Source organism: Streptomyces sp. NPDC015131 (assembly GCF_043079975.1).
Taxonomy (GTDB): Bacteria; Actinomycetota; Actinomycetes; order Streptomycetales; family Streptomycetaceae; genus Streptomyces.
Genome location: NZ_JBIBVB010000004.1, coordinates 81,296 through 105,897, shown reverse-complemented (window position 1 = coordinate 105,897; position 24,602 = coordinate 81,296). Strand labels below are relative to the sequence as shown.

Below are 24,602 nucleotides of genomic sequence, written 5' to 3'. Positions count from 1 at the left end.
TCCGCACATGTGCGAGAGGGTGGCGGGAGCCGTGTCTTCCAGTGGAAGGTGATCGGTCCGCGAAAGGCGGACCTGAAGACCATGACGAGTTTGGAAGGCCCCTCGCGCTCGGCGCAAGGACTGCTGCCGGACATGGGCGCCACGTGGAAGCGGGCGCCCTGTCCCGTGCTGGTCGTCGACGCCGCGGGCGCCATCGTGGAGATCAACGCCCGCGCCGCCGCGCTGTTCCCGGACGCGGCGTGCGGTGCGCTCCTGGCGGACGTGGCCCCCGCCTGGCTGGCCGACGCGCACCGCCGTACCGCCGCCCGTGCCCAAACCCGGTCCGGTGCCGGACAGGACCGGCCGGAGGACAGCGGCACGTACTCCGTCGGCGTCCCCCGCCCCACCCCCGCCCAGCCCGCCGCCGTGATCCAGCGGACGGGCGAACCCCTGCCGCCCACCGCGCTCCGGGACGGCGTGGACGACCCCACCGCGCCCGTACGCGGCCGGCACGGCCAGTGGGCCCTGGAGGCCCACGCCACACCGGGCACGGACGGGCACGTGGTGTGGTGGCTGGTCGACGACAGCGGCCGGTCGCGCGCCGAAGCGGCGCTGAAGAGCGAGCAGGATCGCACCGCCTTCCTCGCCGACGCCTCCTCCCGGCTGCTCGCCTCGCTCAACACCGAACGGTGCATGGAGGTGACCGTCGAGCTGGCGGCGGAGCACCTCGCCGACGCCGCCGTCCTGGTGGCGCCCTCGTCCGGCAGGCGCCACCCGCTGGCCGTCGGCGTCGGCGTCGGCGGCACCGTCACCCACCTGACCGCGAAGATCGACCCGTCCGCCGTGCCCGGCCTGGCCGAGGCGCTGCAGGGCTTCCCGCCCGTGCCGTCGCGGTGGATCGACCCCGCCGCGCTGCCCGACTGGGCCGTACCCGCGGGGCTGGCCGGCACCGTCGGCTCGGTCGTCATCACCCCGCTCCCGGGCCACGGCGTCCCGGCCGGAGCGCTGATCCTGCTGCGGCGCGGCGACCACGCCGCGTTCGACGCCTCCGAGGAGGTCTTCGCGCGCGTGTTCGCCGCCCGCGCGGGCGCCGCCCTGTCCGCCGCCCGCCTCTACATGGAGCAGCGCGCGATCACGGCCACCCTCATGGCGGAACTCCTGCCGCCGGACCTGCGCCACGTCCACGGTGTGGAGTTCGCCGGCGGGTACCGGGCCTCGAAGGACACCGACCGCGTCGGCGGCGACTTCTACGACGTCCACCCCGGCGCCGGACCGGAGGAGGAGACCCTCGCCGTCCTGGGCGACGTCTGCGGCAAGGGCCTGGAGGCCGCCGTCCTCACCGGCAAGATCCGCAACACGCTCCAGGCGCTGCTGCCCCTGGCCGGCGACCACCAGCACCTGCTGCGCCTGCTCAACGGCGCGCTGCTCAACAGCCACCACACCCGGTTCGCCACCCTCGTGCTCGCCTCGGTCCGGCGGCGGTCGGGCACCACCCACCTCCGGCTGACCAGCGCGGGCCATCCCGTACCGCTGATCGTGCGCGGTGACGGGACGGTCGAGGAGGCGGAGACCCACGGAACCCTCATCGGGGCCCTGCCCGACGTCAAGGCCACCACCGCGCACATCGACCTCAGGCCGGGGGAGACCTGCCTGCTGTTCACCGACGGCATCACCGAGGCCCGCGGCGGGCCGCTGGGGGACGTCATGTTCGGCGAGAGCCGGCTCAAGGCCGCGCTGGCGGAGTGCGCCGGCATGCCCGCCGAGGCGGTCGTGGAACGCGTCCAGGTGCTCGCCGCGGAGTGGATCGGGGACAACCGGCACGACGACATAGCCGTCATGGCCATCACCGCTCCCCGTACCACGCATCTCACAGCAGTAGACGGACATACTCCGGGCAGGTACACCGCATGACCGACACCACCACCGTCACCGAGGGCGGTTCCCTGCTCGCACGGGCCTGCGAAGAACTGTGGCAGGCGGTGCGGGAGCGTGACGAGTACGCCGCCGGGCAGGCCGTCTTCTCCGCCCTGGCCGCCGGTGCGAGCGCGGAGGACGTCCTCCTGGAGGTCATCGCGCCGGTCCAGCGCAGGGTGGGCGGCGAGTGGGCGGCCGGGCGCTTCACGGTGGCGCAGGAGCACGCCGCCACCGCGATCCACGACCGGATCATCGCCGCCATGGCCCACCGCGCGGAGACCCTCGGGGCGTCCGGGGCGTCCGGGGCGTCCGCATCCGCCGTACCCTCCGCGGCCGGCTCCGCCCCCGTCGCCGCGGCCGGGGTGGAGCCGGTCGCGGCGGCGGGCAGTGTGACGGTGGCCTGCGTGGACGGCGAGTGGCACTCGCTCCCCGCCCGGCTGCTCGCCGAGGTCCTGCGGCACCGGGGCCACCGGGTGGACTTCCTCGGCGCCAAGGTCCCCACCCCACACCTGATCGCCCACCTGCACCAGACCGCCCCCGACGCGGTGGCGCTCTCCTCTTCCATCCCCGTACGCCTGCCCGGCGCGCACGCGGCGATCACCGCCGTACAGGCCATCGGCATCCCGGTCCTCGTCGGCGGCGCCGCCTTCGGGCCCGACGGCCGCTACGCCCGGCTCCTCGGCGCCGACGCCTGGGCGCCGGACGCCCGCGCCGCGGCCGGGCTCCTCGCCCAGGGCCTGCCCCGCCCGGCGACCGGCGCCGTACGGCAGACGGTCGAGGACCTTCCCCACCTCTCCGACCAGGAGTACACCCTGGTCCTGCGCAACAAACGGCAGCTGGTGAAGAACACCCTGACCGGCCTCGAGGAGCGCCTGCCGGCCGTGCGCGCCTACACCGACGCCCAGCGCGACCGCACCGCCGAGGACGTCGTCCACATCCTCGACTTCCTCACCACCGCGCTCTATATGGACGACGCCGAACTCTTCACCGGCTTCCTCGACTGGACCGGCGACGTCCTCGAGGCCCGGCACGTCCCGGCCGGTGTTCTCGACCCCGGCCTGGCCATCCTCCAGGAGGAGCTGAAAGACTTCCCCCGCGCCCTCCGCATCCTCACCCGTGGTCGTGCCGCCCTGCGCGGACGCGACGCCCGTCCCCCGTTCCCCGGACCCCGCCACGACGCATGAGCATTCACCTCCCGGACCATTCCGACGCCTTCGACCTCGCCACCACGCTGGACGAGACCGGCGACGCCCGCATCAGCATCACCGGCGACCTCGACTGGGACACCGCCGACGAGCTCACCGAGACCGCGCGGGTCTGCCTCGGCACCGTTCCGCCGCCCCGCCACCTGCGGATCGACTGCGCCCGGCTCACCCTGTGCGACTCCCTGGGGCTGGCCGCGCTGCTCATGACCCACCGGAACGCGTCCGCCGCCGGGACCCGGCTGCACCTGGACAACCGCCCCGCCTCGCTGGACCGGCTCCTGGAGATAACCGGTACGGACCACCTGTTCGCCGAGGCGGCACCCGCCTCCGGGAGACCCGGTCACGAACAGGACCGCGCCGGCTCCGCGCGCCCCCCGCTGCCGCCGTCCCCGTCCTGAAGGGCGGGCCGGCGTCCGCGCCCGTACGTTCCGGCGGGACACGCCACCCCCGGCTTTCCCGCGCCGCCGGCGCCTTGCAAGAATGCCCCGGTGAGCGATGAAGCCGAGATCACCACCACCTTGACCGACGACGTTCGGGTCGTCCGGATCATAGGGGACTTCGACCTCGACTCCACCGACGATTTCGAACAGGCATTCGCCGTGCCCGCCGACGGGTCCGTACGCGCCACCGTCGCCGACCTGTCCCGGGTGACCTTCGCCGACTCCTCCTTCCTGCACCTGCTCCTCTCCGCGCGGCAGCGCCACCAGAGCGCCGGCCTCCCGCTCGTCCTCGCCGACATCAGCCCGCTGGTACGCCGCCTGCTGGACCTCACCGACACCGCCCGTGTCTTCGCCATCGCCCCGCACCTCCTGGCCGCCATGGAGACGGCCCGCGGCGCCGAGGGCTCCCGGACGCCCCGGCCGTGACCGGAACGCACCGCGCCGACAGGGCGGATCACGAGCCGCGCCCCGCGGACGCGGAGTGTACGAAGGGGGAGACGGCCCCTGCCGGTTCGCGCGCGCCCGAGTCGCCCGCGCCCAAGCCGGCCGCGCCCGAGTCGGCCGCGCCCGAAGGGACCCTGTCCCGAGAGACCCCGTCCCTGGATACCTCGTCCCTGGATACCTCGTCCCTGGATACCCCGTCCCTGGAAACCCCGCCCGGAGCCTCCGCGTCCGAGGAGTTCCAGCCGCCCACGAACGCCGCCACGGCCCGCGCCCATGTACGCCACCTCCTCCACACCCGTGTCCCCGTCCCGCCCTCCCCGGCCGTCACTAACGACATCCTGCTGGTCGTCACCGAGCTGGTGACCAACGCCCTCCGGCACGGCGACGGGCTGACCGCCTTCGGCCTGCGTCTCGACGGAGACGCCCTCACCATCCGGGTCGCCGACGCCTCACCGGCCGTCCCGCACACCGTGCCGCGAGAGCTGCCCTTCACCCCCGGCGGCTTCGGCTGGCCGCTGATCCAGCGGCTCAGCCGCAGTGTGACGGTCACCCCCGCCGCCCGGGGCAAGACGATCCAGGTCGTCATGGGCATCGACGGGCCCGTCGACCGCTGACCCACCCCCACCCCGTACGCGCGGGGCCGACCGGACGAACCGGGTCCGCGCCGCGTTACACCCCCTGCCCAGCGGGCACGCGTGAGCCGTCGAAGCCCGCGGCCGGCACGATCGCCCACCGCGGGACCCGGTCACGGAAGGGAAGGTCACGACATGACGACAGCACGACAGATCATGACCGAGGGCACCGAGTGCATCGGCGCCGAGGAGACGGTCCTGGAGGCCGCGAAGAAGATGACCCGGCTCGGGGTCGGGGCGCTGCCGATCTGCGGCACCGACAACAAGCTCAAGGGCATGCTCACCGACCGCGACATCGTGGTGAAGGTGCTCGGCGCCGGCAAGGACCCGGCCGCCTGCAAGGCCGGTGAGCTGGCCCAGGGCGAGGCGGTCACCATCGGCGCCGACGACGACGCGGACGAGATCCTCCGCACCATGACCGAGCACCAGGTGCGGCGGCTGCCCGTCATCGACGGACACGACCTGGTCGGCATGGTCGCCCAGGCCGACGTCGCCCGCGCCCTGCCCGACCCCAAGGTCGGCGACCTCCTCCAGGCGCTCTCGACGCCCTGACGAGTCAGGAGCGGCGCGGGAATGGGCGGGCGGCACAAGGGTGTTGACGCCGATGGGGTGACGGGGGCGATGGAGGCGCGGCCGCAACACCGTTGTGCGGGCGGGCCCATGGCGTCCGCCGACGGGCACGGCCCGTACGGTACGCATCGGTCCCTCACCGCCGGCCTTCTCGCTCCGCTCCGAAAGGACCGCTCCACGTGACCGACGACCAGCGCACCATCACCAACCCGGCCACCCTGCACGACCCCACGCCGTTCGGCTACAGCCACGCCGTGTCCGCACCCGGCGAACTCGTCTTCATCGCCGGGCAGTACGCCTCCGACCCCGAGACCGGGGCACCCGTACCCGGCGACTTCGCCGCCCAGGTCGAGCTGGCGCTCGCCAACCTGCGGCACGCCCTCCAGGGCGCCGGCCTGGACCTCGAGCACGTCGTCCGGCTCGGCTCGTACGTCGTCGACCACGACCTCGACAGGCTGGCGGTCCTCGGCAAGGCGCTGCACAACGCCTTCGGCGAGCGGCTGCCCGCGCAGACCCTGAGCGGCGTGGCCGCACTGGCCCTGCCCGGCATGCTCTTCGAGATCGACGCGGTGGCGGTCCGGCCCGCTTCCTGACCCCGCCGTGGGAACCATGGCTCGTCCCCCGGCCGTCCTTCGGACCGACCGCGATCACCGGCGGAGGGGCGAGCCATGACCGGCGACCGTCATCTGGACTGGGACGGCTGCTTCAACGTCCGCGACCTCGGAGGGGTGCCGACGGAGGACGGGCGAGCGACCCGGCGCGGCGCGGTCGTGCGTGCCGACAGCCTCGACCGGCTGACCGAGGACGGGTGGCGGGCCCTGTACGCGTACGGGATCCGCACCGTCGTCGACCTGCGCAACCCCGAGGAACGGGGGCCGGACCGCGGTCGGCGGCCGGACGGTGTCACCACGGTGCACGTACCGATCGACGACACGGCCGACACCGCGCTGTGGACCCACCTCTGGGACGAGGGCCTCGACGGTACCCCGCTGTACTACCGGCCGTTCCTGGACCGCAAACCCGAACGGTGCGCCGCCGCCGCCGACGCGGTCGCCCGCGCCCGCCCCGGCGGAGTCGCCGTCCACTGCGGCCTGGGCCGCGACCGGACGGGCCTGGTCGCCCTGCTCCTCCTCGCCCTCGCGGGCGCCACCGCCGAGGGCATCGCGGAGGACTGCGACCTCAGCGGCGAGCGCGTCCCGTACGTCTTCGCCGCGCTGGGCCGGCCCGACGACGCCGCCGACGTACGGGCGGCGCTCGCCCGCCGGGGCGCGACGGTCCGCTCGGCGGTGCTGGACGCGCTCGCCGGACTGGACGTGGAGGCACGCCTCCGGGCGGCGGGCCTGTCCGGCGAGGGCGTGGCGGCCCTGCGAAAACGCCTGGCGCCACCCTCTGACGCCCCACCCTGCTAGGGCATGCAGGCCTCGGCGATCGACCGGCTGTCCTCGTACAGGTGGTGCCGCGTGATCCGGCCGCTCTCGACGGTGAGCCGCAGGGCGAACGGGCCGGCGAAGGTCTTGCCCGTCGCGCGGACCCGGCCCGACACCTGGCCCGTCAGGACGGCGTCGGGGCCGTCCACCAGGAACGCGTCGACGGAGGCGTGGGCGTCCGCGGGGACGGTGTGCTCCATCAACTCCGTGAACTGCGCCGCGCATTCGGCCGCGGTGGTACGCGGGCGGATCCACGGTACGCCCGGGTTGTCGGCCAGCTTCCAGTCGACCTCGTCCGCGAAGAGCGCGACCAGCCGGGCGGTGTCCCCGGCGAGCCGGGCGGCGAGGAACGCCTCCACGACGGCCCGGGTGGCCTCGGCGGCGGAACCGCCGGTGGTGATCGTCGTGGACATCGCGCTCTCCTCGGGGTCGGCGTGGTCGGCGTGGTCGGCGTTGCGTGCGGGGCGTACCGCCCCACACCGGTGATCCTGCCGGGAGGACCGCACGGCCGTCGATTACCCCCGACGTCATGCGCGCGTGCCGGGGCCCGGCCTCGCCCGTCGCCGCGCGGGCGCACCGGCCTAGTGTGGGGCCGGAGAGACCGACCGAAGGGGGCTGTTCCGTGCCGCGAACGCGGACCGATTCCGCGGGGGAGGCAGGCGCCGACCTGCACCTCGCGCTGCCGCCCACCGGGCCGCGCAGGGCCGCCGTCGCGTCCGCGCTGCGCGAGGCGGTGCGCACGGGGCGGCTCGCGCCGGGCACCCGGCTGCCGCCGTACCGCTCGCTCGCCGCCGACCTCGGCGTGGCCCGCAACACCGTGGCGGACGCCTACGCGGAGCTGGTCGCCGAGGGGTGGCTCACCGCACGGCAGGGATCAGGCACCCGCGTCGCCGAACGGGCCGCCGCCAAGGCGCCGCGCGTACCGAAGAAGGCCGGACCGTCGCGTCCCGGCCGGCCCGCCCACGACCTCCGCCAGGGGCAGCCCGACGCCACGTCCTTCCCCCGCGCCGCGTGGACCGCGTCCGTACGCCGTGCCCTGAGCGCGGCGCCGCACGACGCGTTCGGCCCGCCGGACCCCCGGGGCCGCCCCGAACTGCGGCAGGCGCTCGCCGGGTACCTCGCCCGGGCGCGCGGAGTGTGCGCGTCGCCCGAGCAGATCGTGGTCTGCGCCGGTGTCGCGCACGGGCTGCGGCTGCTGTTCGGCGGCGGGGTGCTGACCGGGCCGCTGGCCGTCGAGGCGTACGGCCTCCCCTTCCACCGGGGCATCCTCACCGACGCCGGCGTACGCACCCTCCCGCTGGAACTCGACGAGCACGGCGCCCGCACCGACCTCCTGGCCACGCGCCCCGAGACATCGGGGCGGCGCGGAGCGCGGGCCGTGCTGCTCACCCCCGCCCACCAGTTCCCCACCGGGGGACCGCTGCACGCGCCCCGCCGGGCCGCCGCCGTCGACTGGGCCCGGGCCCGGGGCGGAGTGGTGCTGGAGGACGACTACGACGGCGAGTTCCGCTACGACCGGGAACCGGTGGGAGCCGTCCAGGGCCTCGACCCCGACCACGTCGTCCTCCTCGGCTCGGTCAGCAAGAGCCTCTCCCCGGCCGTCCGGCTCGGCTGGATGGTCCTGCCCGAGCGCCTGGTCGACGGCGTCCTCGCCGCCAAGGGCCTGCGTGAAGCCTGGACCGGCGTCACCGACCAGCTGGCGCTCGCGGACTTCCTCACCTCCGGACAGTACGACCGGCACGTCCGCCGCATGCGGCAGCGCTACCGCGCCCGCCGCGACCGGCTCGTCACGGCGCTGGCGGCCCACGCCCCGCACATCGAGGTCACCGGCATCGCCGCCGGGCTGCACGCCGTGCTGCGGCTGCCCCCGGGCACCGAGACCGCCACCGTCGACGCCGCCCGCCGGCTGGGCCTGGCCCTCGACGGCCTCGCCGACTTCCGCCACCCCGACAGCCGCCAACCCCACCGGGACGGGCTGGTCGTGGGCCACGCCACGCCCCCGGAACACCGCTACCGCGCCGCGCTCGACGCCCTGTGCCGGGCACTGCCCGGCCCGGAGGGCGGACGGCCGGGTCACCCGCCGGCCAGGGCCCTCGACCACACCGGGCTGTCGACGTAGTGGTTGTCGAAGCGCCGCGAACTGTCGCGGATGCCCTGCACCGTGGCCTCCCCGCGGTGGACGCGCTCCAGCAGGCGGTAGTAGTCGAAGCGGTCCAGACCGGGGGTGAAGACCACCAGCACCTCCGCCCCGCCGCCGGGCGCCGGGGCGAAGGCGTGCGGGACACCCGGCGGCACCGTCAGGAAGTCCCCCCGGCCCAGGGTCAGGATCTCGTCGCCCACCAGGACACGCAGGGCGCCGTCGAGGACGTGGAACATCTCGGTCGCGCCGGTGTGGAAGTGCGCGGGAGCGCCCGGCGAACCCTCCTGGAACGTCGCCCTGTTGGCGGTGAGCGCTCCGCCGGTCGCCTGCGCGTCGGCGAGCAGCGTGATCAGGCTCGTGGGCCCGTCCTGGAGCGTCTCCGCCTTCCCGGCGCGTACGAGGAGGGGTTCGGCCGGCCGGTGGGCCGCGGTGGTGGTGGTCATGGATGCTCCTGGTGTCCGGACGACCGGCTCCGCGCCGGTCCTCTGCGCCGTATCTGCTGACACCACCGAATCTACGGCGGGCAGAGACCCATCGAGAGGTGCAATGAAGGGCCACATGTATGGGTCAATTCCTGCGGCCGGACACCTCACCTGACAAACGTCACCGGTTTCCATGAGGACGATCCACCCCAGGGAGGAGGAGGCGAAGGACCCCACCGGTGAGGATGGTTGGGGGGATGCGCAGACCCGTGCCCCCTCACCCGCGCAGGAAGAAGGGCCCATGGAACAGACCCGACGACCCGCCCACACCCCGCACCGCCGCCGGCTCCGCCTCGCCGCCGTCACATCGAGCGCGGTCCTGCTCTCCCTCACCGCCGCCGCGCTCCCGGCCCACGCCGCCCCCACTCCCGTCACCGCCCAACCCGCGCACACGGCAACGCCGTTCGGCCCCGGCGCGGACCAAGGAGCCCACCGGCTGGACCGCAAGGCCCTGGACGCCTCCCTCCGGGCCGTCCACGACGCGGGCATGTACGGCACCTACGCGGCCGTCCGTGACGGCGCGGCCCACTGGCGCGGAGCCGCCGGAGTCGCCGACCTCACCACCGGCCGCCCCGTACGGCCCGGCTTCGAGCACCGGGCGGGCAGCGTCACCAAGACGTTCACCGCGGTCGCGGTGCTCCAGCAGGTGGCCGCCGGACGCATCGACCTCGACGCCCCGATCGGCGACTACCTGCCGGACCTCGTCCCCGGCGAGCGCGGCCGGGCGATCACCGTGCGCATGCTGCTCAACCACACCAGCGGGCTCGGCGACCACGTCCTCGCCGCCTTCCCCGGCCTGGAGCAGGACGCCCGCAAGGCCCTGGACGCCCGCCGCTTCCACCGCTTCGACCAGAAGGAACTCGTACGCCTCGGCCTCGCCGCGCCCGCAGCCGCCCCACGGGGAACGTACGCCTACTCCAACACCAACTACGTCATAGCCGGGCTGCTGCTGCGCGAGGTCACTGGAGAGGCGCCCGAGGCGTACATCACCCGCCATGTCATCCGCAAGGCCGGGCTGCGGCACACCTACTTCCCCCGGACCCCGTGGCTGACCGGGCCGCACTCCCGGATGTACGAGTCCATGCACGGACTGATCGAACCCGCCCGTGACTACAGCGTCTACGACATGTCCTGGTGCGGCACGGCCGGGTCTCTGGTCTCCACCGTCGACGATCTCACCCTCCTCTACCGGCAGTTGCTCACCGGAAAGCTCCTCGGCCCGGCAGGGCTGCGCGCCATGAAGACCACCGTCCCGGTCCAGGAGCCGGCGCCCGGCGAGGAGGCCGTCATGCGGTACGGCCTCGGGATCTACACGCTGCGGATGCCCGACGGGCAGTGGTACTGGGGTCACGACGGCGGGGTCTTCGGCGCGGGCACCTGGGTGCTGTCCACCGAGGACGGGCGCCGCCAGTCCGCCATCGGGTACAACCTGATGAAGTATCAGCGCTTCGACGACGAGGGCGTGCTCCAGCCGCACGCCATCGACGCGGCCACGCTGCGGCACATGACGCTCGCCCTCGGCGGCACGCCCGGATCCGCCTCCGCGAAGGACCGGCGCACGGCCGGGGGCATGCGGCTGCCGTTCGCCGCACCCGAGAGCCCCCGACGCTGACGCACCGCCGCCCCTCCGAGCCGCCGGCCCCTCCCGGGACGAATGTCCCGGAAGGGGCGGACGGCCAGAAGGGGCGGAGGGACGGAAGGGGCTGAAGGCCGGACGGGGGACGGAGGCCGGAGGGCGCCGGCCCGCACGGTCAGGAGGCGTGCACGGTCAGAAGGCGTGCGGGGCCACCATCTCCCCGAGCACGGTGCGCCAGTCCTCGCCCGGCCGCTCACGGAGCGCGGGGGCGAGACGGTCCGCGCGGTAGTGCCAGTGGTGATCGAGGTCGGGGTGGACCTCGTCCGTCTCACCGATCGCCGCACCGGCCCGGCCGGCGCCGTCCCCGACCCCGTCACCGGGATGCAGCAGGTCCGTCAGCCGTACCGCCAGGTCGTGCCAGGAGACATGGCCGCTCACCGCGTTGGCCACCCCGTGCACCGGCGCGTCCAGGCACGCGGTGACCGCCCGGGCCAGCGCCGCCGCGTGCACCCAGGGCGCGCCGTACCAGGGGCGGCCACGGGTGCCCGGCCTGGGCAGGAGCACCGGTCGGCCGTCCCGTACGGCCTGGTAGAGCACCCCGGTGGCGCCCCAGCGGAGCTGATCGCGCAGCCGGTCGTGGGCGCCCCACACCAGCGGCGACCGCACCGCGCTCGCGCCGCCCCGCCCCCCGGTGCCCGCCGCGTCCAGCAGCAGCCGCTCGCAGTCCAGCTTCGCCCTGCCGTACGGGCTCAGCGGCGCAGCCGACGGCGACTCCTCCTCGACCACGTCCTCGTCGGGGTGCCCGTACGCGTCGACACTGCTGACGAACACGAACGGACCGCGGCGCCACGCACCGGTCATCGCCTCCATCGCCGCCACGTCCACCTCGGGACGGGTGAAGGTGCACGCCGCGTGGATCACCGCGTCCGCGCGGCCCACCGCCGCGCGCAGGCCGTCCAGGTCGGCGAGGTCGCCCTCGACGACCTCCACCCCCTCACCGGCCACCAAATGTGCCGACTCCGGCCGGGCGAGGGCCAGTACGGGACGTCCCCGGGCGGCCAGCTCACGCAGGACGAACGCCCCGACGCCGCCGGTGCCCCCGGTGACCAGGACCGTCCCCTCGCGGGAGCCCCGACCGCCCGTGCCCCGCGCGGCCGGACGACCGCCCGTCGCGGGCGAGGTCGCGGTGGCGGCGGCACGCTCCCGCGCCCGCCCGTCCAGCAGGGCGACGACCGCCCGGGGCGTCCGGGCCTGGAGCACGTCCAGGCCGGTCACCGGCAGCCGCAGCGCCCCGCGCAGCCGCTCCGCGAGCCGTACCGCCGACAGCGAGTGGCCGCCCAGGACGAAGAAGTCGTCGTCGGGCCCCGGCGCCGGGCACCCCAGCACCGCGGCGAACGCCTCGGTCACCGCCCCGGCGTGCGGACCCCCGAGGGCGGGGGCCGACGGCAGCCCCGGCAACCGGGACGTGTCGCACGCCCCCTCGGCCGTACGGGGCAGGGCATCCAACGGCGTCACGGTCACCGGCACCAGCCCGGCCGGCAGCGACGCCCGCAGGTGCCCGAGCAGTTCGGCGCGCGAAGGGCCACCGATACGGCGTGGCACCGCGTACGCGAGCAGCGGTCCGCCCTCGGGCCGGACCACGGCGGCGTCGGCCACCCCCGGGTGCGCCCGCAGCACCTCCTCGGCGGGGTGCGCGTCCGTGCCCCCGGCACCCGGCGGAGCGGCGGGCACCGGCAGTTGGGACAGCCGCAGCCCCGGGTCACCGGTGACCGCCGCGAGCAGCGCGGCATAGCCCCCGGCGAGCGCCGCGGCGGCCTGCTCGTCCAGCGCGGCCCGCTGGTACTGGACCAGCGCGGCGGGGTCGGCGGTGTCGGCCAGGCCGAACGACAGGTCGAACTTGGCCTCGCCGACCGGGACGTCCACGTACACGCCCTCGGTCCCGGGCAGCCGCAGCACCGTGGGCTCCGCCATCACATCGGCGGTCACCCGCACCAGCGCCGTCCCGCCCGAGTCCCGCGCGGCGGCACCGAGGCGCTCCACGACGAGGTCGAACGGGACGTCGTGGTGGCGCTGCGCCTCCAGCAGCGCGTCCCGCACCCGCTCCACGAGCACCGTGAACTCCGGGTCCCCGGACGCGTCCACCCGCACCGGCAGGGTGTTGACGCACAGCCCGACCAGCCCCCGCATCTCCGAGCCCCTGCGGTGCGTACCGGCGACCCCGATCAGCAGGTCGTCCTCGCCGGTGAAGCGGTGCAGCGCCGCGAACGCCCCCGCGAGGGCGACCGTGAACAGCGTGGCCCGGTGCGTGGCGCCCAGCCTCCGCAGGGCGTCCGGCACGCCCGGGTCGAGCGGCAGCGTCCGGACGGCCGCCGGGCGGGTGCCGGCCGCGCCGGACGGCCCCACCGGGCGGGGAAGGGCGAGCGGCACGGCGTCCGCCAGGCGGGCGGTGCAGCGGCGCAGGCCCTCCTCCAGCCGGGACGCCGCCTCCTGCTCGCGCCGGGCGTAGTCGGCGTACTGCAGCGATACGGCGGGCAGTTCGGGCCCACAGCCACCGAGGGCGGCCGCGTACAGATGCCCCAGCTCGCGGGCGACCAGCTCCAGCGACGGCCCGTCGATCGCGATGTGATGGAACGTCAGCAACACGGTGTGGTCCTCGTCGCCGTGGCGCAGCACCAGCAGCCGGGGCACCGGGCCCGCCGCCAGGTCGAACGGCCGGCGCGCCTCCTCCACCAGCAGGCCGGGAGCCCGGTCCGGGGTGGCCTCCACGACCCGCACGGCGATCGCGGGGGGCTCCGCCAGGACCTCCTGGAAGGGCTCCCCGTCCCGCTGCCCGTAGCGGGTGCGCAGGATCGCGTGCCGCCGGACGAGCCCGGCCAGCGCGGTGCCCAGCGCGGACACGTCCAGCGGGCCGTGCAGCCTGGTCGCGAACGGCACGCTGTACGAGGCGTGTTCGTGGCCGAGCCGGTCCATGAGCCACATCCGGCGCTGGGCGTGCGACAACGGCGCGACGTTCTCCGCACCGGCGTCCCGGACGCCCTCTTGCGGGACCGCGCCGACGCCCCGGCCGGGTTCCTGCGGGACCGAGCCGTCGTCGGCCTTCGGCGGGACCGCCCCGGTGCCCCGGCCCGCCGCCCGCTCGCGCGCCCGGCGCAGCAGCCGCTCCTGGAGGGCGAGGGCGTCCGGGGCCGTCGGGCCGGCGGTCGTGGGGTCAGTGCTCATCGCGGTCCTCCTGGACGCTCGGGCGCAGGTCGCTGTGGGCCTCCAGCAGGGCCCGTTCCACCAGGGCGGCCTGACCGGCCACCGTGGGCGCGGTGAAGAAGTCGGCGAGCGCCATCTCGACCCCCAGCTCCTCGCGCAGGTCGTCGGTGACGACCAGGGCGAGCAGCGAATGCCCGCCCAGCGCCAGGAAGTCGGCGTCCGGCCGGGTGACCTCGCGGCCCAGCGCCCGGCTCCACACGTCGGCCACGGCCTGCTCGACGGGGCTCAGCGGCGCGGCCGGTGAACCGTCGCCGGGCCCCGCGCCGGCCGTCGCCAGGTCGGCGAGCGCGCGCCGGTCGACCTTCCCCGACGGGGTCAGCGGCAGGTGCTCGACGACCGTCACCTCGTCCGGGACGAGATGCGCGGGAAGGCGCGCGGCCAGCCGGTCGCGGAGGACGTCCGGCCGGGGCACGGGCCCGGGGGTCGCCACGACGAAGGCGACCAGCCGCGCGTCGGTGACGGCGGCCACGGCGTCCGCCCCGTCCACCGCGTCCACCCCGTCCACCGCGTCCGCCCCGTCCGCCTCCTGCGCCTCCGCGCCGGTGTCGTTGTCGTTGCCGTTGCCGTTGCCGGGGAGGGCCTCGGCGGCCGGGCGGTGCACGGTCACGGCCGCATCGTCCACGTCGGGCTCGTGGCGCAGGGCGTGCTCCACCTCCCCCGGCTCGATGCGGAAGCCGCGTACCTTCACCTGGTCGTCGGTCCTGCCGTGGAAGTCCAGGACGCCGTCCGGGCGCGTGGAGACCAGGTCGCCGGTGCGGTACAGGCGGCCCAGCTCCGGATGGTCCACAAAACGCTCGGCGGTCATCGCGGGCAGGCCCGCGTACCCGAGCGCCAGCCGGCTGCCGCCGATCCACAACTCACCGCGCCCGCCGTCCGGGACGGGCCGCCCGTCCTCGTCCAGCACATGGACGGTGGCACCCGCGACGGGGCGGCCGATCGGCACCGGCCCCTCGCAGTCGGCGGCGGTGACCCGGTGGGCGGTCGCGAACGTGGTCGTCTCCGTGGGCCCGTACCCGTTGACCAGCTCCAGCCAGGGGAACGCGCGCAGGACCCGCCGGGCGTGCTGCGCCGACAGCGCCTCCCCGCCCACCACCACCGTGCGCAGCAGCGAGAAGACCCGCGAACGGCGCGCGGCCAGCTGGTGGAAGAGGGCGGTGGTGAAGAAGGCGACGGTCGCGCCGTGCCGTTCCACCTGCCGGGCCAGGTCCTCGAACGTGGGCCGCTCGGCGGTGCACACCACCACGGCGGCACCGTTCGCCAGGGCCACCCACAACTCGAACGTCGACGCGTCGAAGGTCATCGGTGAGTGGAACAGCACCCGGTCGCGGGGCGAGAGGGTCACATAGTCCGGGGTGGCCAGCAGCTCCGCGACCGCCCGGTGCGGTACGCACACTCCCTTCGGGCGGCCCGTGGAGCCCGAGGTGAACATGATGAACGCCGTCCCGTCCGGGCCCAGTTCGGCCGGGTTCGCGGTGGACGCCGACTCCGACTCCGACCTCGACTCCGCCATCGACGCCGGCATGGACATCGGCGAGGAGGGCGACAGGGGCTCCTCGGCCGGCAGGGCCAGCCAGGGGCCGGAGAGCCCCGCCGACTCCAGCAGCTTGCCGTCCCCGACGGTGAGGGTCACCTCCGCGTCGGCCGCCATCGCCTCGGAACGCGGACGCGGATGTGCCGGATCGAGCGGTACGCAGGTGGCGCCCGCCCACCAGAGGGCGAGCTGGGCGACGACGGTCCGGGCCGAGCGCGGCATCAGCAGCGCCACCCGGTCGCCCGGCCGGACACCGTGGTCCCGCAGGTGCGCGGCGAGGGCCCGGGACCAGGAGACCAGCCGGGCGTAGGTCAGCGTGGTGTCCCCGTCGGCCACGGCGAGCGCGTCGGGAGTACGCCGGGCGTGCCAGGCCACCAGGGCCGGCAGTCCCGCCGCGTGCCCGGGGTGCGGGTCGGCGAGAGCGTCCCGGCCACCCGTCGCCGTGGTTGTGGTTGTGGTTGTGGTTGTGGTTGTGGTGGCGGTGTCGATGTGTGCGGTGAGCGTCGTCATCTCAGGCTCCCGTCTCTCGCGTCCCGGCCGTGCGGCGGCTGTCGACCAGCGCCGCGATCGCCCGCAGGTCGGGCTGGCGCAGCAGCTCCGGCGCCCGCAGGCGTACCCCGCTCTCGCGCTGGATCGCCGCCAGCAGACGCGCGGCGACGATCGACGTGCCGCCCGCGCGGGTGAAGTTGTCGGCGAGCGTGGTCCCGGGCCGGGCCAGCAGCTCGCGCACGGTGCCGAGGACGAGCCGCTCACCGTACGAGGAGGGGGCCGCCGTCGCGGCACCGTCGCCGTCCGTGGCGTCGTCCGCCCCGCAGGCCCCGCCTGCCCCGTCGGCCTCGTCCGCCAGGCGCGTCAGCTCCGCCCGGTCCACCTTGCCGTTGGCGTCCAGCGGGAAGGCGTCGGTGAACCGTACGGCGGAGGGGACCGCCTGCTCGGGGAGCCAGTCCCGTACCGCCGCCAGAAGCGCGTCGGCGGAGGCGGTGGCACCCTGCGCGAGCCGGATGTGGGCGACCAGGCGCGCGGGGCCGCCGGCCGCGCGCTGCGCGGTGACGACCGCCCGGACGACCGCCGGGTCCTGCTCCAGCGCGGCCTCGACCTCGGCGGGCTCGATCCGGACGCCGCTGATCTTCACCTGGTCGTCCAGGCGGCCGAGGAACTCCAACACCCCGTCCGGCCGCATGCGCACCCGGTCGCCCGTGCGGTACAGGCGGTCCACGCCCGGCAGTCCGAGCCCGGGCGCCGGGGCCGTGAAGCGGCGGGCGGTCAGCTCCGGATCCAGGTAGCCCAGCGCCAGGGCGGCCCCGCCGATCCGCAGTTCGCCCTCCTCGCCCCGGTTCACCGGCAGGCCGTCGGCGCCGGTGACGACGACGGTCACACCCGGTCGCGGCAGGCCGATCGGAGGCGCGTCCACGCTGTCCGCGTCGGTGTCCGACGCGCGCATGACGTGGGTGGTGGTGACGACGGTGGCCTCGGCGGGGCCGTACGCGTTGTGGACGGCCGCGGTCACGTCCGGTCCCGGGCGGCGGCGCATCCGGTCGCCACCGACAATGAGGTGACGCAACGTCAGGTCCTGGGGCCACGGCTGCTCCAGCAGCGGCTCGACCAGGGGAGTGGCGGCGACGGTCACCGATATCGCCGCGTCGCGCCACCAGGACGTCAGCACCCCGGTGTCCCAGCGGACGTCGTCGGGCGCCGGGACGAGGGCCGCCCCGGAGGTCAGCCCCGCCCACAGCTCCATCAGGTGGGGGTCGAAGGCGACCCCGATGAGCAGCGACTGCCGGTCGCCGGGCGCGAGTCCGGTTTCGGCGCGGTACCAGTCCAGCAGGGCGGCGAGAGCCGGTTCGGCCACCGCGAGCGCCTTGGGCCGGCCGGTGGAGCCGGACGTCAGCACGGCGTAGAACGCCCCGCCGGGTGCCCGGAGCGCCCCGGGCCGCGCGGTGGCGAAGGCCGCCACCACCGGGCCGGACGCGTTGACGCCCCGGTCGGGCAGCGGCAGCGCGAGGTGCTCGGCCTCCCGGTGCCGGGGCGGCAGCAGCGCGGGGTCACCGATCAGGCAGGCGACGTCCAGGTCCTCGGTGACGGCCTCGACACGGCGCGCACCGGGGCGCGGCCCCAGCGGCAGGTACACCGCGCCGATCCGGGCGAGAGCCACCGCCGTCACCACGAGCGCCGCCGAACGGTCCAGGCAGACGCCCACCAGGTCGCCCGCGCCCACCCGGTCGCGCAGACCGGCGGCGACCCGGCCGGCGGCGGCGTCCAGCTCCTGGTACGTCCAGGTGCGGTCGCCGTCGGCCACGGCCGGGGCGTGCGGGGTACGGCGTACCCAGTCGTCGAACAGGGCGAGCACCCCGGTCGTCGCCGCCCCGGCGTCCGGCACGACGCCATGGGCGACGCTCGGCAGCACACCGGCGGACGAGGCCGGAGGCAGGCTCCCGGTGCGGAGAAGGGAGGTCGGCTGGGTCATCGGGTCTCCGTCGAAGTGGCGTGAGAGGCGGTGGAAAGAGTCGAGGCAGGGGCAGGGGCAGGGGCAGAGGTGGCGGTGAGACCGGCGAGGGCGCGGGCCTGGTCGCCGAGCACCGGGTGGCGGAACAGCAGCCGCATCGGGGGCCGCCGGCCGAGGCGCGGTTCCAGCCAGGCCGCCAGCTGCGCGGCGAGCAGCGAGTGGCCGCCGGCCCGGAAGAAGTCGGTGCCCCCGTCGAAGCGGTCGTGACCCAGGACGTCGCGCCAGCCGTCGGCGAGCAGCTCCGCCATGGGGTCGTCGGGTATCGCCACGGCGTCGGCCCGGACCTCCGCGCCGGTGCCGGGGGTGTCCGGGCCGTTGGGTTCCGCCCCGGCCGCGGGTGCCAGGTCCGCGGCCGTACGCGCCAGCGCCGTACGGTCCGGCTTGCCGCCCGCGACGGTGGGCATCGTGTCGAGGCGCACCCAGCGGCCCGGGACGAGCGCGGCGGGCAGCCGCCGGACCAGCTCGGCGTGCAGCGCCCGCTCGTCCCACGCGCCCGGGGCGTCCGGGCCCTCCAGGAAGCCGACCAGCCGGGGCCCGCCCGCGGCCTCGCGGTCCAGGACGACCGCGCAGGACCGCCCCCCGAGCGCCGCCGAGGCGGCCGCCTCGATCTCCTCCAGCTCGATGCGGTAGCCCCGCAGCTTGACCTGGTTGTCGCGGCGGCCGAGGAAGTACAGCAGCCCGTCCAGGCCCCGGTAGCCCATGTCGCCCGTCAAGTACACCCGTTCGCCACCGAGCGCCTCGGGCCGGACGAACCGGGCGGCTGTCGCCTCCGGGTTGCCCACGTAGCCCTCGGCGAGCCCGGCACCGGCGATCGCCAGCTCGCCCACCGCGCCGTCCGGCAGCGGCCGGTGGTACGCGTCGAGGACGTGGACCCGCTCGCCGGGCAGCTCGGTGCCCAGCGGGATCTCCGCCCCTTCCGCCCCTTCCGCCGGCGCCTCGCGGGCGACCCGATGGACGGTGGTCGTGACGGCCGCCTCGGTGACGCCGTACGCGTTGAGCACCTCGGCGTCGGTGTCCGCGAGGAACGCGCGCAGCACGTCGGCCGGGAGGCGCTCACCACCGAGCACGAGCAGCCGCGGGGCCCAGCCGCCGTCCCGCAGGGCGGGCCGCAACTCCTCCCGTACGGCGAGGAAGTAGCTGGTCGGGAGGTTCGCCACGGTCACCCGGGCGCAGGCCAGCAGCTCCGCCAGCTCGGTGCCGGTGGGGACCTCGCGCTCCGGGACGACGAGGCAGGCACCGGCGTACAGGGACGGCAGCACCTCCTCCAGGGCCACGTCGAACGACGGCTGCGCGAAGAGCAGGACGCGGTCGCCGTGGCGCAGCCCGAACCGCTCGCTCACCCCGAGCAGATGGTTGACCAGCGCCGCCCGGCCGACGGCCACCGGCTTGGGGATCCCGGTCGACCCGGAGGTGTGGATGATGTACGCCGGGTCGCCCGGCACGGTCTCGGCGGCGTGCGCCCGCGGCAGCTCCGGCGCGTCGACCGTGGCGGTGGGCAGACCGTCCGGGACCGCCACCGGGTGGGTGTCCGAGGTGAGCACCAGCGCCGGGGCCAGCCTGCGCAGCAGCAGGTCCAGCCGGGCGGGCGGGTCGGACGGCGAGAGCGGGCAGTGCACGGCACCGGTCCGCAGGCAGGCGAGCAGCGTCACCACCGCGTCCACCCCGCGCGGCAGGACGGCCGCCACCGGCCGGCCGGCGGTGACCCCGGCGGCCCGCAGGCGGTCGGCGAGCGCGGCCACCCGGGCGTCCAGCTCCCCGTAGGTGAGGCGCCGGGCACCCACCAGCACGGCGGGCAGGGACGGGTCGTGTGCGCCGAGAGGGTCGAGCGGATCGGGGACGGGCACCTGGGCCTTCGCGGCGGAAGCCGCGACCGCGCGGGCCGACACCGCCGGGGCCGGGGCCGCCGGGTCCGGAACCGCGGCCGCCTGGGCCGGGATCGCCGGGGCCAGGTCGGCGAGGGCGGTGGCGGGGGCGTCGAGGTAGGCGCGCAGCAGGTCCAGGAACCGGCCGGCGATCAGCTCCACCACGTCCTCGCCGAACATGTCGGCGTCGTAGTCCCAGACCAGGATCATCCCGGCCGCGCCGTGCCGGAGCCCGACCCCGCGCCGGTCGTCGGGCAGCAGCACCACGTCCAGGTCGAAGCGGGTCGTCCCGGTGTTGAACCCCTCGAACAGGGTGACGTCCAGGCCGGGCACGTCGATCTCCGGCAGCTCCGCGTCGTGGGCGCTGAACATCACGTCGAACAGCGGGTTGTCCGCCCCCGACGTGTGCAGGCCCAGCTCCCGCGTCAGCTCCTGCACGGGCACGTCCTGGTGCGGCAGCGCGCGGATCAGGACGTCCGTCACCTCGTCCATCGTCTCCTCGGCCGGCGCCGCCGGGTCCAGCCGCAGCGGGAGAGGGATGGTGTTGACGAACATCCCGGCCGTCTCCTCGTGCCCCAGCGGCCGGTTGCCCACCGCCGTGCCGACGACCAGGCGCTCACGTCCGCTGTGGCGGCGCAGCAGCTCGGCGAAGAGCCCCAGGAGGGTGGCGAACGGGGTCAGGCCGCGCTCCCGCGCGTGGTCGCGCAGGCGCTCCGCGAGGTCCGCGCCGATCGTCTGCCGCATCTGGCCGCCGTGGTGGCGCCGCCGGGTGCCGGGCCGGGCCAGGCCGGGGAGCGGCAGGTCGTAGGGCAGGCCGTCCAGTTCGGCGGTCCAGAAGTCCAGTCCGGCGCGCCGGTCCGCCGCGCTCGCCGCACGGGCCTGCGCGGCGACGTGGTCGGCGTACGAGGGCGCGGGCGGCAGCGCGGCCGGCTTACCCAGGACGTGGCTCCGGTACACGCCGAACACGTCCTTGAGCAGGATCGCGAACGAGTGTCCGTCGTGGATCAGGTGGTGCTCGACGTGCACGAGCCGGTGGTGCTCGTTCCCGAGCCGTACGAGCGTCCAGCGCAGCAGCGGAGCCTCGTACGTGTCGAGCGGGGTCTCCGCCTCGGTGCGCAGCAGGTCCCGGAACTCCGCCTCCGGGTCGGCGGCGCCGGTCAGGTCGACGGTGCGCAGCCGGAGCCCGCAGCCCTCGGCGACCCGCTGGCCGGGTACGGCGCCGGGGACGGCGACCAGCTCCATGCGGAGCCCCGGGTGCCGGTCGACCGTGGCGGCGAGGCCGCGGCGCAGGGCGTCGGTGTCGAGCGGCCCCCAAAGGTCGAGCGCGGCGGTGAAGTTGTAGGCACGGCTGCCCGGTTGCACCTGTTCGTGCAGCCAGACGATCTCCTGCGAGGAGGAGAGCGGAAGCATGAGCGATCCCTGGGTTAGTCGGGTCATGTGACGGTCGCCGGGCACGGTGGTGCGTGCCCGGTCCGGAGGGCGTACGGGGGCACCCGGCCGCGGGTCGCGCGGACGGGCCCCGCCGTACCGGTGGTCGGGGTGGTGGGTACGGGAGTGAGGGGAGCGGGTCCGGTCAGCCGGTCGCCGGGGACTGCGGCGTTTCCGGGGCCGCCGGGGCGGCCGCCGCACGGGCCGCTGCCCCGAGCGCGTCGGTGAGGGCGTCGAACGCGGTACGGGCGGTGTCGTCGGCGATCACGGCGCGGTCCCACACCATGCGCACGCGCAGCTCGGGGCCCTGGGTCACGGAGACGGCGAAGGGGCCGCGCACGGGCCTGCCGTCGACGTCCACTTCACGCCCCTCCACGCCGCCGAGGCGCAGCGGGGGCCGCTGCGCGGCGTCGTCGACGGTCAGCATCCCGTCGAGACGGCCGGACCAGCCGGAACCGGCCTCCCGCGCGGCACGCACGACCGCGTCGAAGGGCACGTCGGCCCGGTCCAGGTCGTCCCACCAGGCGTCGGCCGTCACCTCGGGGCAGATGGGCGCCGCCGCGGTCACCGCCGGGAAGACCACCGTGTTCAGGAAGCAGCCCAGCACCCGTTCGGCACCGGCCGGCCGGCCGCCCCACGGATAGCCGAGCGGAACGACGTGCCCGGGCCCGTACAGGGCGCGCACGGCCGGCCGGCAGGCGGCGAGCAGCTCGGGGAAGGGCACCCCCGCCGGGGGCGCGGGCACCCGCGCGGAGGCCGAACCGCTGGGCGCCGCTCCCGCACCCGGCTCGCCCGGCGGGGGGACCGGCGCCCGGTCCTGTACGGCGCGGAGCCGGTCGCCCCAGTAGGCCAGCGCGTCGGGCGAGGCGGCGCGCTCCTCGGCGTCCAGCTGGAGCAGCACGGCGTCGCGGTAGGCGGCGAGTTCGGCGGAGTCGTCCACGTCGGGACCGGTGGCGGGGCCGATCGCGGCGGCGGTGTACGGGCCGGTGCCCGCGGCGGCGGCGCCCGGCCGGGCGGTTCGGCCCGCCTCGGCGTACGCGGCCCCCAGCTCCTCGACGATCCGGGCGAGGGACCTGCCGTCGCAGGCGGTGTGGTCGAGCACGACGGCGAGCACCTCGCGTCCCCGCGCGTCCCCGTCCGCCGCCCGGACGCCCACCGGACGCTCGTCCGCCGACCGCCCGCCCATCGGGTCGCCGTCCGCCGACCGCCCGCCCACCGGCTCGCCGTCCTCCGCGAGGTACAGCCGCAGCGGCGGCCCGTCCGGGGCCCAGGCGCGCAGGGCGCGGCGCAGCGCGGCTCGGGCGTCCTCGCCGGGCTCGCGGGCCACCCGGACGACAGGCACCTCCGGCCGTTCCACGCGCAGCACCGGGGTGCCGCGCACCACGGTGGGGCGGCTGCGGAGCACCGGGTGCAGGACGGCGAGGTGCTCGGCCGCCGCGGCGAGGCGCCCGGTGTCCACGGTGCCGCGCGGGAAGGCGAAGAACATCGGCACCAGGTCGGGACGCCCCTGGGGGTCCAGCGAACGCACCAGGATGAAACGGCGCTGCGCCCCGGTCACCGGCAGCAGGACGGGCGAGTCCGCCCGCGCGGCCAGGTCTCGGTAGCGAGCCAGGTACTGGCCCGTGATGCTGAGCACGTGATCCTCTTCTGTCGATGCGTGTCGGTACCTGTGTGTGGGGGGAGGGCCGTACGGGTCAGCCGAGCGCGGCGGGGGAGTCCGCGTCCCGTACCGCCTCAGCCTCCGCCTTCGGCCCCGCCCCGGCCTCCGCCTCGGGCGTGGCGTCGTCCGGGAGGTCGCGCATCCGGCGCAGCGGCGAGAGCAGGAGCGGCAGCGGTACGGCGAGGAAGCCGACCGCGCAGCACAGCAGCGCGGTGCGGGCGCCGAACCCGTCGGCCAGCGCGCCGCCGGCGAGCGCCCCGAGCGGGAGGGTGCCCCACATGAGGAAGCGCAGGGTGGCGTTCATCCGGCCCAGCAGGCGGGGTGGGCACAGCGCCTGACGGAAGCTCACCTGGGCGACGTTGTAGACGACGGCGCCGAGGAAGACGACGCCCGAGCCGAGGGCGAACAGGGCCGCGCCGCCCACCCGCTCCGACAGCGGCCACAGCAGGGCGAACGGCCCGGTCACCAGGACCGACAGCAGGATGATCCGCGCCTGGCCGAGCCGGGCGGCCAGCGGCCCGGCGACCAGCGCGCCCAGCAGGCCGCCGGCCGCTCCGGCGGACAGGACGAGGCCGACCGCGCCGGGGGCGAGCCCCAGGACGCGTACCAGGTACACGGTCTGCGTGGCCATCAGGACGGCGGTGAGGAAGTTGCCGAGGCCGGTGGTCACGGCGATCACCCGCAGCAGCGGGCGGCCGAGCACGAACCGCAGTCCCTCGCCGATCTCCGCGCGCAGGGACGCGCCCGGGGCCGGCTCGGGGCGGGGTTCCGTCCGGGCGATGCCCCGGAGGAAGAGGGCGGACAGGACGTACCCCAGGGCGTCGGCGGCCACCGCGAGCGGGGCGCCGAGGAGCTGGACCAGGCCACCGCCGATCCCGGGGCCGGTGACCTGCGCCGAGGAACGGACGGTCTCCAGCGCGCCGTTGCCGCGCACCAGGTGCTCCTTGGGCAGGAGGTGGGGCAGGAAGCTCTGGTGGGCCACGTCGAAGAAGACGGTGGCGACGCCGGTGACCAGGGCGACCGCGTACAGCTGAGCCATCGTCAGGACGTCCGCGACGGCCGCCGCCGGGATGCTCGCCATGGCGAGGGCCCGGACGGCGTCCGCGCGGATCATCAGTGGCAGCTTCCGCATCCGGTCGACCCAGGCCCCGGCCGGCAGCCCGATCAGCAGGAACGCCGCGGTCTCGGCGGCCGTGAGCAGGCCCACCTGGAAGGCGGGCGCGTCCAGTTCGAGCACGGCCACGAGGGGCAGGGCGACCAGGGTGACATGTGCTCCGAACTGCCCGGCCGCCGCTCCGGCGAGCAGCAGGCGGAAGTCACGCATGCGCAGAGGGCCGCTGGTCACGGCTCCAGATGTGGCGGGCATGTGAAGGACATTCACTGACCACCCGTTCAGTAGTCAAAGCACACTGGCCACTTTCGGTCGTTTCTTTCGCCTCTTTCCGGCACGCTCAGGAAAATTTACGGTGTACGAGGGTGACGGGCGGATGAACCGTGCGGTGCCGTGGCCGCGCCCAGGACAGGGTGCCACGGCGCCGATCACGGTGTGGC

At 75.8% G+C, this 24,602-nt stretch carries 18 protein-coding genes; 10 read left to right on the top strand and 8 right to left on the bottom strand.

Annotation, left to right across the window (positions count from 1 at the left end; all coding sequences use genetic code 11):
• Positions 1-81: 81 nt before the first annotated feature.
• From ACF08D_RS16425 to ACF08D_RS16390, 8 genes are all read left to right on the top strand, one after another.
• A complete protein-coding gene (locus ACF08D_RS16425) occupies positions 82-1,890 on the top strand; it encodes a PP2C family protein-serine/threonine phosphatase (protein ID WP_392223302.1) in 1,809 nt (602 codons plus the stop codon).
• Positions 1,887-3,077 carry a B12-binding domain-containing protein gene (locus ACF08D_RS16420; RefSeq protein ID WP_392223301.1) on the top strand — a complete coding sequence of 397 codons (1,191 nt, stop codon included), beginning with the start codon at positions 1,887-1,889 and terminating at the stop codon, positions 3,075-3,077. Before ACF08D_RS16425 ends, ACF08D_RS16420 begins: the two co-directional genes overlap by 4 nt.
• Positions 3,074-3,496 (top strand): STAS domain-containing protein, encoded by a 423-nt coding sequence (locus ACF08D_RS16415; protein WP_392223300.1) that lies wholly within the window; start codon positions 3,074-3,076, stop codon positions 3,494-3,496. The genes ACF08D_RS16420 and ACF08D_RS16415 overlap by 4 nt, the downstream gene beginning before the upstream one ends.
• 90 nt (positions 3,497-3,586) lie before the next feature.
• Positions 3,587-3,964 (top strand): STAS domain-containing protein, encoded by a 378-nt coding sequence (locus ACF08D_RS16410; RefSeq protein WP_392223299.1) that lies wholly within the window; start codon positions 3,587-3,589, stop codon positions 3,962-3,964.
• Positions 3,961-4,596, top strand: a complete 636-nt coding sequence (locus ACF08D_RS16405; RefSeq protein ID WP_392223298.1) for an ATP-binding protein — start codon at positions 3,961-3,963, stop codon at positions 4,594-4,596. Before ACF08D_RS16410 ends, ACF08D_RS16405 begins: the two co-directional genes overlap by 4 nt.
• 153 nt (positions 4,597-4,749) lie before the next feature.
• Entirely contained in the window at positions 4,750-5,166 is a 417-nt protein-coding gene (locus ACF08D_RS16400; RefSeq protein WP_392223297.1) for a CBS domain-containing protein, read from the top strand.
• 197 nt (positions 5,167-5,363) lie between these two features.
• On the top strand, positions 5,364-5,777 hold the full coding sequence (locus ACF08D_RS16395; protein WP_392223296.1) for a RidA family protein: 414 nt from the start codon (positions 5,364-5,366) through the stop codon (positions 5,775-5,777).
• A gap of 75 nt (positions 5,778-5,852) precedes the next feature.
• A complete protein-coding gene (locus ACF08D_RS16390; RefSeq protein ID WP_392223295.1) occupies positions 5,853-6,593 on the top strand; it encodes a tyrosine-protein phosphatase in 741 nt (246 codons plus the stop codon).
• On the opposite strand, the gene ACF08D_RS16385 is transcribed toward ACF08D_RS16390, so the two are convergent.
• A complete protein-coding gene (locus ACF08D_RS16385; protein ID WP_392223294.1) occupies positions 6,590-7,024 on the bottom strand; it encodes a nuclear transport factor 2 family protein in 435 nt (144 codons plus the stop codon). The two genes, ACF08D_RS16390 and ACF08D_RS16385, sit on opposite strands and share 4 nt — an antisense overlap.
• Before the next feature lie 209 nt (positions 7,025-7,233).
• Between ACF08D_RS16385 and ACF08D_RS16380 the strand changes: the two genes are divergently transcribed.
• Positions 7,234-8,730, top strand: coding sequence for a PLP-dependent aminotransferase family protein (locus ACF08D_RS16380; protein ID WP_392223293.1), 1,497 nt, complete (start codon positions 7,234-7,236; stop codon positions 8,728-8,730).
• On the opposite strand, the gene ACF08D_RS16375 is transcribed toward ACF08D_RS16380, so the two are convergent.
• Positions 8,685-9,194 carry a cupin domain-containing protein gene (locus ACF08D_RS16375; protein WP_392223292.1) on the bottom strand — a complete coding sequence of 170 codons (510 nt, stop codon included), beginning with the start codon at positions 9,192-9,194 and terminating at the stop codon, positions 8,685-8,687. The genes ACF08D_RS16380 and ACF08D_RS16375 overlap by 46 nt on opposite strands.
• A 280-nt stretch (positions 9,195-9,474) precedes the next feature.
• On the opposite strand from ACF08D_RS16375, the gene ACF08D_RS16370 reads away from it, so the two are divergent.
• Complete coding sequence (locus ACF08D_RS16370) at positions 9,475-10,845, top strand: serine hydrolase domain-containing protein (RefSeq protein WP_392223291.1); 1,371 nt, start codon at positions 9,475-9,477, stop codon at positions 10,843-10,845.
• A gap of 156 nt (positions 10,846-11,001) precedes the next feature.
• Here ACF08D_RS16370 and ACF08D_RS16365 read toward each other — a convergent pair whose 3' ends face one another.
• The 6 genes from ACF08D_RS16365 to ACF08D_RS16340 all read right to left on the bottom strand — a co-directional run bounded on the left by ACF08D_RS16365 (position 11,002) and on the right by ACF08D_RS16340 (position 24,375).
• Positions 11,002-14,028, bottom strand: a complete 3,027-nt coding sequence (locus ACF08D_RS16365; RefSeq protein WP_392223290.1) for a condensation domain-containing protein — start codon at positions 14,026-14,028, stop codon at positions 11,002-11,004.
• Positions 14,018-16,108 carry an amino acid adenylation domain-containing protein gene (locus tag ACF08D_RS16360; RefSeq protein ID WP_392223289.1) on the bottom strand — a complete coding sequence of 697 codons (2,091 nt, stop codon included), beginning with the start codon at positions 16,106-16,108 and terminating at the stop codon, positions 14,018-14,020. Before ACF08D_RS16360 ends, ACF08D_RS16365 begins: the two co-directional genes overlap by 11 nt.
• Before the next feature lies 1 nt (position 16,109).
• Positions 16,110-18,062: a non-ribosomal peptide synthetase gene (locus ACF08D_RS16355; RefSeq protein ID WP_392223288.1), complete on the bottom strand. Its 1,953-nt coding sequence runs from the start codon at positions 18,060-18,062 to the stop codon at positions 16,110-16,112.
• On the bottom strand, positions 18,059-21,373 hold the full coding sequence (locus tag ACF08D_RS16350) for an amino acid adenylation domain-containing protein (RefSeq protein ID WP_392223287.1): 3,315 nt from the start codon (positions 21,371-21,373) through the stop codon (positions 18,059-18,061). Before ACF08D_RS16350 ends, ACF08D_RS16355 begins: the two co-directional genes overlap by 4 nt.
• Before the next feature lie 163 nt (positions 21,374-21,536).
• On the bottom strand, positions 21,537-23,027 hold the full coding sequence (locus tag ACF08D_RS16345; protein ID WP_392223286.1) for a non-ribosomal peptide synthetase: 1,491 nt from the start codon (positions 23,025-23,027) through the stop codon (positions 21,537-21,539).
• Between the two features lie 58 nt (positions 23,028-23,085).
• Positions 23,086-24,375 (bottom strand): MFS transporter, encoded by a 1,290-nt coding sequence (locus ACF08D_RS16340; RefSeq protein WP_392223285.1) that lies wholly within the window; start codon positions 24,373-24,375, stop codon positions 23,086-23,088.
• Positions 24,376-24,602 lie beyond the last annotated feature (227 nt).

Excerpts from the sequence above, each read along its gene's own strand:
- ACF08D_RS16425 (WP_392223302.1), top strand. The coding sequence starts at position 82 with ATGACGAGTTTGGAAGGCCCCTCGCGCTCGGCGCAAGGACTGCTGCCG.
- ACF08D_RS16420 (WP_392223301.1), top strand. The coding sequence starts at position 1,887 with ATGACCGACACCACCACCGTCACCGAGGGCGGTTCCCTGCTCGCACGG.
- ACF08D_RS16415 (WP_392223300.1), top strand. The coding sequence starts at position 3,074 with ATGAGCATTCACCTCCCGGACCATTCCGACGCCTTCGACCTCGCCACC.
- ACF08D_RS16400 (WP_392223297.1), top strand. The coding sequence starts at position 4,750 with ATGACGACAGCACGACAGATCATGACCGAGGGCACCGAGTGCATCGGC.
- ACF08D_RS16390 (WP_392223295.1), top strand. The coding sequence starts at position 5,853 with ATGACCGGCGACCGTCATCTGGACTGGGACGGCTGCTTCAACGTCCGC.
- ACF08D_RS16385 (WP_392223294.1), bottom strand. The coding sequence starts at position 7,024 with ATGTCCACGACGATCACCACCGGCGGTTCCGCCGCCGAGGCCACCCGG.
- ACF08D_RS16375 (WP_392223292.1), bottom strand. The coding sequence starts at position 9,194 with ATGACCACCACCACCGCGGCCCACCGGCCGGCCGAACCCCTCCTCGTA.
- ACF08D_RS16370 (WP_392223291.1), top strand. The coding sequence starts at position 9,475 with ATGGAACAGACCCGACGACCCGCCCACACCCCGCACCGCCGCCGGCTC.
- ACF08D_RS16365 (WP_392223290.1), bottom strand. The coding sequence starts at position 14,028 with ATGAGCACTGACCCCACGACCGCCGGCCCGACGGCCCCGGACGCCCTC.
- ACF08D_RS16360 (WP_392223289.1), bottom strand. The coding sequence starts at position 16,108 with ATGACGACGCTCACCGCACACATCGACACCGCCACCACAACCACAACC.
- ACF08D_RS16355 (WP_392223288.1), bottom strand. The coding sequence starts at position 18,062 with ATGACCCAGCCGACCTCCCTTCTCCGCACCGGGAGCCTGCCTCCGGCC.
- ACF08D_RS16350 (WP_392223287.1), bottom strand. The coding sequence starts at position 21,373 with ATGCTTCCGCTCTCCTCCTCGCAGGAGATCGTCTGGCTGCACGAACAG.
- ACF08D_RS16340 (WP_392223285.1), bottom strand. The coding sequence starts at position 24,375 with ATGCGTGACTTCCGCCTGCTGCTCGCCGGAGCGGCGGCCGGGCAGTTC.